This is a genomic window from Peribacillus psychrosaccharolyticus ATCC 23296 (assembly GCF_000305495.1).
In the GTDB taxonomy this organism is placed as follows: Bacteria; Bacillota; Bacilli; order Bacillales; family DSM-1321; genus Peribacillus; species Peribacillus psychrosaccharolyticus.
Window position 1 is genome coordinate 1 of sequence record NZ_AJTN02000166.1, and the last position, 8,413, is coordinate 8,413.

At 39.4% G+C, this 8,413-nt stretch carries 6 protein-coding genes and 2 pseudogenes; 3 read left to right on the plus strand and 5 right to left on the minus strand.

Annotation, left to right across the window (positions count from 1 at the left end):
• The 4 genes from WYK_RS08430 to WYK_RS08445 form a co-directional block, all read right to left on the minus strand.
• Window positions 1-762, minus strand: a 762-nt coding sequence (locus WYK_RS08430) for an ABC transporter permease (protein ID WP_040374086.1), incomplete at its 3' end; no start/stop codon positions are given.
• The gene (locus WYK_RS08435) at window positions 755-2,290 is read right to left on the minus strand and encodes an ABC transporter ATP-binding protein (protein ID WP_040374087.1); all 1,536 of its coding nucleotides are present in this window, start codon (window positions 2,288-2,290) and stop codon (window positions 755-757) included. The genes WYK_RS08435 and WYK_RS08430, both read right to left, overlap by 8 nt.
• Before the next feature lie 161 nt (window positions 2,291-2,451).
• On the minus strand, window positions 2,452-3,546 hold the full coding sequence (locus WYK_RS08440) for a BMP family lipoprotein (protein WP_040374088.1): 1,095 nt from the start codon (window positions 3,544-3,546) through the stop codon (window positions 2,452-2,454).
• A gap of 90 nt (window positions 3,547-3,636) precedes the next feature.
• The gene (locus WYK_RS08445) at window positions 3,637-4,362 is read right to left on the minus strand and encodes a GntR family transcriptional regulator (RefSeq protein ID WP_040374089.1); all 726 of its coding nucleotides are present in this window, start codon (window positions 4,360-4,362) and stop codon (window positions 3,637-3,639) included.
• Window positions 4,363-4,748: 386 nt separating this feature from the next.
• Between WYK_RS08445 and WYK_RS08450 the strand changes: the two genes are divergently transcribed.
• Window positions 4,749-5,045 carry a DUF6509 family protein gene (locus WYK_RS08450; RefSeq protein WP_040374090.1) on the plus strand — a complete coding sequence of 99 codons (297 nt, stop codon included), beginning with the start codon at window positions 4,749-4,751 and terminating at the stop codon, window positions 5,043-5,045.
• A gap of 513 nt (window positions 5,046-5,558) precedes the next feature.
• On the opposite strand, the pseudogene WYK_RS08455 reads toward WYK_RS08450, so the two are convergent.
• Window positions 5,559-6,074 (minus strand): annotated as a pseudogene (locus WYK_RS08455) (DNA translocase FtsK); the annotation flags it as partial.
• A gap of 116 nt (window positions 6,075-6,190) precedes the next feature.
• On the opposite strand from WYK_RS08455, the gene WYK_RS08460 reads away from it, so the two are divergent.
• Complete coding sequence (locus WYK_RS08460; protein ID WP_040374092.1) at window positions 6,191-6,415, plus strand: YlzJ-like family protein; 225 nt, start codon at window positions 6,191-6,193, stop codon at window positions 6,413-6,415.
• 159 nt (window positions 6,416-6,574) lie between these two features.
• A pseudogene (locus WYK_RS08465) lies at window positions 6,575-8,413 on the plus strand (DNA translocase FtsK); the annotation flags it as partial.

Genomic DNA, 8,413 nt, shown 5'->3' on the forward strand with positions numbered 1-8,413 from the left:
CATTGCACCTGCAAGACCTGCAAATGAACCGGAAATAACCATTGAAAGAACAATATTCTTATTCACACTCATACCTGAGTATTCAGATGCATGCTGGTTAAACCCTACTGCCTTTAATTCAAAACCTGTGGTTGTTTTTTCAAGGATAAAATACATGATAAAGACACAAATGATCGCTACGAAAATACCCCAGTGCATCCGTGATCCATCTGTAATGCTTTCAAAGAAAGGGGAACGGAGACTAGCTGTGTCTTTAATCACGCCTGTTTTATCCATTTTATCTGTTAAAACATTGTTAATAATATAGTTCGTTACATGAAGGGCAGTATAGTTGAGCATAATTGAAACGATAACTTCATGTACGCGGAATTTTGCTTTTAAAATCCCAGGGATGAATGCCCACAAAGCACCAGCAAGACCGCCGGCAAGGACCGCCAATGGTAAATGAATGATCGCAGGAAGATCAAATGTAATTCCCACCCACACAGATGCCAGCCACCCTACGATTAACTGTCCCTCAACACCAATGTTGAAAAGACCGGTTCTAAAAGCAAATGCGACAGCAAGCCCTGCAAGAATATAGGGGATAATTTGTCTGACTGATTCCCCTAAATTAAACGAGTCACCTACGATACCCGTTACCATAGCCGAGTAACCTGCTGCAGGGTCGTATCCGCTTACCAACATAATTATTGCACCAGCTATAAATCCTAAAACGACCGAGAGCACTGGGATGCTTATCATTTTTAGTTTGTTAAACATTTGCTGTATCCCCCGCTTCTTTACGCTTACTTCCTGCCATAAGCAGCCCTAGTTCTTGTTCAGTAGTTTCTTTAGGGTTAACAATAGCCACAATTTCGCCTTCATAAATAACAGCAATACGATCGCTGATATTCATAATTTCATCTAATTCAAACGAAATCAGCAAGACCGCTTTCCCATGGTCACGCTGCTCAATAAGACGTTGATGAATAAATTCAATCGCTCCTACGTCTAGGCCTCGGGTAGGCTGCGCAGCAATAAGTAAATCAGGGTTCCGGTCCACTTCCCGGCCAATAATCGCTTTTTGTTGATTACCACCGGACAGTGCTCTCGCCGGAGTATACTCATCTGGGGTACGGACATCAAATTCTTTTATTAACTTTCTTGCTTTGTCATACACATTCTTATCATTTAAAATTCCCATTTTTGAGATAGGTTCTTGATAATAGGTTTGTAACACCATATTTTCTCCAATCGTATAATCAAGGACCAAGCCATGCTTATGACGATCTTGAGGAATATGTGCGATACCGGATTCCGTTATTTTTCTTGGTTTTAAATTCTGAATTTCCTTATTTTTCAGCATAATCTTTCCATTGGTAACTTTTTTCAAGCCTGTAATCGCTTCAATTAGTTCGGACTGTCCATTGCCATCTACACCTGCAATCCCGACAATTTCACCGGATCGAACCGTAAGTGATAAGTTTTTAACCGCTTCAATTCCTCTAGAATCTTTTACCTTTAACTCTTCTATTGCTAAGACAACATCCGTGGGGCTGGCTTCTTTTTTGACTGTTTTGAAAACTACCTCTCTACCAACCATTAAACTAGCAAGTTCTTCGGGATTCGTTTCATTGACGTTTACAGTCCCAATTCCCTTTCCTTTACGAATGATGGTGACTCGATCACAAACCTCCATAATTTCCTTAAGCTTATGAGTAATGAGGATAATCGATTTGCCTTCTTTCACAAGTGCCTTCATAATAGAAATCAATTCTTTAATTTCCTGAGGCGTAAGTACAGCAGTCGGCTCGTCAAATATTAGAATTTCTGCTCCTCGATATAATGTTTTTAAAATTTCGACACGTTGCTGCATACCTACAGATATATCGGCAATTTTCGCATCTGGATCAACATGTAAATGATATTGCTCTGATAACTCTCTAACCTCTTTTTTTGCTTTTTTCAAATTAATCTTTCCAGCTTTGGTTGGTTCTTTTCCGAGAATAATATTTTCGGTGACCGTAAAAGGATCGACAAGCATAAAATGCTGATGAACCATTCCAATACCAAGATCATTGGCAATGTTAGGATTAGTAATCTTAACAGGTTCTCCATTTACACGAATTTCGCCTTCCTCAGGTTGATACAATCCAAACAAAACGTTCATCAGAGTAGATTTCCCTGCTCCATTTTCCCCTAATAGAGCATGAATCTCTCCTTTTTTCAACTGCAGAGTAATATTGTCATTCGCAACAATTCCAGGGAATTCCTTACGGATATTGAGCATCTCAATAATATGTTCCACTTATAATCAACCCCTACAAGAATATGAGTCTATCTAAAGACCAAACGGTTTGCCCTAAAAAAACAAAGGAAAAACTATAAACTGTTATAGTCTTTCATTCAGTTTTTCAGTAAGGTATGGAACAGAGGGCAAAAACGCCCTCCTTTTCCCATATCAGTCTATTAAAATCCCATTTCTTTAAGCTCTGCACGTGTGCTTGGAACTTTTTGATCACCGGATTTAATTTTTGCTGTATATTCGTCAACTGCTTTCAATGCTTCTGAAGAAACATTGTCTTTTGAATCTGAGACCATAATCGCATTTTCTTCGATACCGTACTGAATGATTTTACCGCCTGGGAATTTCCCTTCAAGAGCTTGTTTAGATAAATCTTGAACAGCAACATCTACACGTTTTACCATTGAAGTTAATGTTACATTATAATCTTTTCCATCTACAGTCACTTTACCTTCTTCTACTTGGTCACGGTCAACACCGATTACCCAAACATTGCTTTCTGGATCTTTTTTCTTCAATTCTTTTGCTGCAGAGAATACACCATTACCTGTTCCGCCGGCAGCGTGGTAGATGATATCGATTCCTGAACCATACATACTGTTTGCAATTGCTTGCCCTTTAGCAGCATCGCCAAAACTTGCAGCATACTGTACGTTTACATCGGCTGTTTTATTTACTGTTTTAACACCGGCAATGAATCCAGCTTCAAATTTATTGATAAGTTCTCCATCTACTCCACCCACAAAACCAATTTTATTTGATTTAGTAGATAAGCCTGCGATAACACCTACAAGGAATGATCCTTGATCTTCTTTAAAGTTAACACTAGCTACATTATCTTTTTCTACTACAGAGTCAACGATAGCAAAATTCGTATCTTTTTTGCTGTCAGCTACTTCTGTTAATGATTCTGCAAGTGCATACCCAATTCCAAAAACAAGATTAAAATCTTGACGAGCTAATTTTTGAAGATTGGTTGTATAATCAGCATCAGATTTAGACTGTAGATAAGTAAATCCATCGGGACCTTCTTTAAGGCCATTTTCTTTACCAAAGGCTTGTAAGCCTTCCCATGAAGATTGGTTAAAGGATTTATCATCAATACCGCCAATATCTGTTACCATAGCTACTTTAAAGTTGTCTTTCTCGCCATCTCCTGATTTTCCTTTTGTATCCTCTTCTTTGTTCCCACAAGCACCAAGTAATGTACCAGCAGCAAGCACGACGGACAACGCTAAGCCTAATTTACGTTTTTTCAAAATGTTTACCCCCTAAGGTTATGGTTGATTAAATAGGAATTTTCTGAAAAGGAAATCTTGTTTCCGTTTACATATCCCGATAAAAATTAATTAGATACGCTTACGAAGGACATGAAAACTAAACATATCCGCTTTAAAGTAATTAACCGAATAAAGAATTGGTTCATCCGAGCTGTCATAATGCATTTGTTTTAAGACAAGCAACGATGCTTCAGGTTCACATTCCAAAATAGGCGAAACCTTTTCATGGTAGCCCATTGGCTCAATATTAGCTACAGCGTAGCTGATTCTTCTGCCAGCCTCTTTTTCTAAGATATCCAGCAGCGATTCATCACCCTGAATAGAACTTTCCGACAGAATATTGGAGGGGATCTTGTCCACACAATAAACAACCGGCTTCCCATTCGCTGTCCTGACACGCTCGACTAAAACCATTCCACTATCCAAATTACTCTTAAATCGGCGAGTATCGTCATCCGTTGGTTCTTGGGTTGAAGAGCTTAAGAAAATAGTGCCAGGCTTCATACCTGCTTGTTCAATCATGTCAGTAACACTGTTTAGTTGTTCTATTCCTGAAGAGACCATCGGTTTGGTATTCACGAAAGTACCAACCCCATGCCTGCGAACAATTACGTTATCTTCTTCAAGAATTCTCAGGGCCTCTCGCAGGGTAGCTCGGCTTACACCCAGCTTCTTTGCAAGCTCAAATTCAGAGGGTAGTTTTTCTTTCTCTTTATAAACACCCTTTTCAATATCAAGCTTCAAATGATCGATAACCTGTAAATATAAGTGCCTGGTATCTGACTTAATAGACATGCAGCTTCCCCCAACTAAGTTCTTAAGACATCAGACCTCTGATGTATTATCAATTCCTACTAATCGAACATACTATATCATTAATTTGATTCAAAATAAATAGCGTTTTGCGAATTCACAAAAAAATCATTTTAGGAACATTATCCTACCCCTGCTTTTCGAGACATATGAACATCCTCCTACCTGTATATTTATACATATGACATTAGGCATATATTGGTAATACCAGCGTGTTTTTAGCTTAACATTGGTTGCTTTGCGCATGGAATTATTCAGCATTTCGTAATTTTTTGCGGTCTAACCTGCCAAAGATATCTTATACTTGGATGCGGCTTATACTTTTGTTGTATAATAAAACGAAATGTTTTTTTTGAAAGGATGATTACATGTTGACCATAACTGGTTATAGTGTGGAAAAATTAAATGACCCATTTGATATCCTAACTGGGGAACGTTATGAACTGTTCCTTGATATTGAGGTCCCTGAGGATGATGAACTTGCAAGTGAAAAAGGATTGTACATACGTGTTCTTTATCTCGTAGACAACACCACTTCTGAAATTGTAAAATATGACCTTTTAGAGCGTGAAACTGAACAAATATTAGATTTCGATTTAGAAGATGACGAGCTAGCTATGGTCGCTCAATTTTGCAGAGAACATTTAAAAGAAGAAGAACTGTAACAATGAAAACTCCCCCTAAAAACGAGGGGGGAGTTCAGACTGTAGACAAACTCGGGTGAAAATCAAGTTTGTCTACAGTCTTCTTTTTTTAGTTTTTAAAATGGGGCTGTTGATTGCAGTGAAAGGCGCTTCGCTTTCCGCGGGCGGGCAGTGAGCCGCATCAATGCTTACGCTCCTGCGGGGTCTCACCTGTCCCGCTATTCCCGCAGGAGTCTTCACACCAACACTCCAATCAACCGTCTTTCTAAAGTTAATCTGGATGTAAAATCTAGCGATTGAAAAGGCTATCCTAGAACAAATTCAGGAGGGCACAAGTGATCTAAAAAGCGGATACTATGTCAATAAAGAACTATAATATAACAGTATGCCTATGGAGCCATGATCTGCCTCGATAAGCAGGAAAACATCCATGAAATGTGTTCAAAATACCAAAAAAGGTACGGAATGAAATCATTCCATACCTCTTTTGTCTACTAACTGAACTCCCCCTAAAAACAGGGGGGAGTTTTCATTCTATGATAAATTTGCTTCACTATTTGGATCTCTAGATACTAAGACGTGTCTTGGCTTACTACCTTCGTAAGGCCCGACAATTCCTCTCGCTTCCATCTCATCAATTAACCTTGCCGCTCTCGTATAGCCTATTCTGAACCGTCTCTGAAGCATCGATACTGATGCAGTCTGCATTTCCATAATTAAAGAAACCGCATCCTCATACAGATCATCTTCGACTTCTCCTGTTGTTTCTACAATTTCATCAGGTATCATTTCTTCATTGTATTGAGCTTTTTGCTGGGATATTACATATTCGACTACTTCTTCTACTTCATGATCTGAAAGAAATGCCCCTTGCACACGGATGGGTTTGGAAGCTCCTGCCGGCAAGAATAGCATATCGCCTTGACCAAGAAGTTTCTCTGCTCCCCCCATATCTAGTATGGTTCGTGAATCAGTCATGGAAGACACACTAAAGGCAATACGGGAGGGTATGTTCGCTTTAATAACTCCGGTAATAACAAACATTATCGGTCAGGAAGCCGTTGATAATAAATTAATGCACGCGGTTGGCGGTGTGGGGCAAGCGATGCGAAAACTTGATGAATTAATGAAAAAAATAGTGAACTGCCGGAAGGAGGACTTATACAGTGACCATTTATACGATTGTACCAGAGGAACAAGTCTTTGCAGAAGCACCCCCTTCGTTATCACAGGTTTTTGAAGTTCAATACCAAGGTGTTCCCCTTCAGGTGAACTATCAAGGAGGGCGTGCGTTTAGAGTGGATCGCATTTTAAGTACAGATCCTGCTGATTACATGAATCAGTCTGTACAACCAGGTGTTTTTCTGCCAGTAATTCATTTTGAAAACTAGAATAACACGGCGAAACTGGTGAAATTATGATATACTGGGACTACTATTGAATATCAGCAGCCATCTGGCTGCTTTCTTCTTTCTATACGATAAATTACATACATATACCGTTTTAAACTGATAGAGGAGAAGATAATTAGGAAAAGTAAGGTGATTAAATTGGCGAAAAACAAACGTAAAAAAACAAAACGTACGGATACTCTAAAAAGTACGATGAAATTTGAAGTAATGGGTCTCGTATTAATTGCGTTAGCGGCAATTGCGATTGCAAATTTAGGAGCTGTAGGAAAAAGCAGTGTGTTATTTGTTCGTTTCTTTATGGGTGAATGGTACATCTTACTCCTTTTAGGTGTTATGGTCAGCGGTTTTTATTTAATGATTAAACGATCCATACCCGTATTCTTAAAACGCCAGCTAATCGGTATTTATTTTCTTACGGCAAGTATCCTGCTTCTCAGTCACGTGAAATTATTTGAGAATTTAGCAGGAGGAGGACCATTTGAAAAACCGAGTGTCATCAGCAATACTTGGGAATTATTTTGGATGGAAGTAAGAGGAGCCGCGAGTACCAGCGATTTAGGCGGAGGAATGTTTGGGGCAATTCTTTTTGCAGCTTCTTATTTTTTATTTGATCAAGCTGGTTCTCGAATATGTGTCTTGATCTTTATCTTAATCGGAATTATTTTGCTGACAGGGAAATCTCTTGGCGATACACTGGGGAAAGTGTTTGGGACAGTGACCAGGTTTATGTCTGAACAATGGCAGGCTTTTATAGATGACATGAAGACATGGAATCAAGATAAAAAGGAAAAAAGAAAAAAGAGCGTGCTAAACCAAAAGAAGAGCAAAAACCTGAAAAACGAAAACCCGTACGCGAAGAGGAACCTGAGCAGGAGTCTGCGGAGGTAGCAGCTGAACGGCTTATTTCTAATTTTGCTGATACAGCCTACGGAGGCGTCCAGGTACCTGAGGAACCCGTTTCTAGTGTCCAAAAGTCGACTGAACAAGGCAAAGAACTGGAAGAAGATGATTCACCGCCAAATATAACGTTTACTGAAGTAGAAAATAAAGAATACAGCCTTCCACCCTTAACCTTACTTACTGAACCGAAAAAAGCAGATCAAAGCGGTGAATATCAATTAATTCATGAAAACGCAGCGAAATTAGAAAGAACCTTCACTAGTTTTGGTGTCAAAGCAAGAGTGACCCAAGTACATTTAGGTCCTGCGGTTACCAAGTATGAAGTTCATCCCGATGTCGGTGTAAAAGTGTCTAAAATTGTTAGTCTCTCAGATGACTTAGCACTAGCTTTAGCTGCAAAAGATATCCGGATTGAAGCACCCATCCCTGGTAAGTCAGCCATTGGTATTGAAGTGCCAAACGCTGAAGTAGCCATTGTTTCTTTGAGAGAAGTTTTAGAGGCAAAGGACGTAGATAAGCCTGATTCGAAGCTGCAGATTGGACTAGGACGAAATATTTCTGGTGAGGCAGTCAAGGCTGAATTAAATAGAATGCCCCATCTTCTGGTAGCAGGTGCAACGGGTAGCGGGAAATCTGTCTGTATTAATGGAATTATCACAAGTATTTTAATGCGGGCTAAACCTCACGAAGTCAAGATGATGATGATTGACCCCAAAATGGTTGAATTGAATGTCTATAATGGAATTCCGCATTTACTGGCTCCTGTGGTAACCAATCCTAAAAAAGCAGCTCAAGCTTTGCAAAAAGTGGTTAGTGAAATGGAGCGCCGATATGAGCTCTTTTCACATACTGGAACCCGTAATATTGAAGGCTATAATGAATATGTTAATCATTTTAATATTGAAGAAGATGATAAACAGCCATTGCTTCCTTATATTGTTGTTATTGTCGATGAGTTGGCGGATTTAATGATGGTCGCTTCTTCTGAGGTAGAAGATGCTATTACACGATTAGCTCAGATGGCTCGTGCGGCGGGCATTCATTTAATTATTGCGACACAGCGTCCATCTGTCGATG

Excerpts from the sequence above, each read along its gene's own strand:
- WYK_RS08445 (WP_040374089.1), bottom strand. The coding sequence starts at position 4,362 with ATGTCTATTAAGTCAGATACCAGGCACTTATATTTACAGGTTATCGAT.
- WYK_RS08450 (WP_040374090.1), top strand. The coding sequence starts at position 4,749 with ATGTTGACCATAACTGGTTATAGTGTGGAAAAATTAAATGACCCATTT.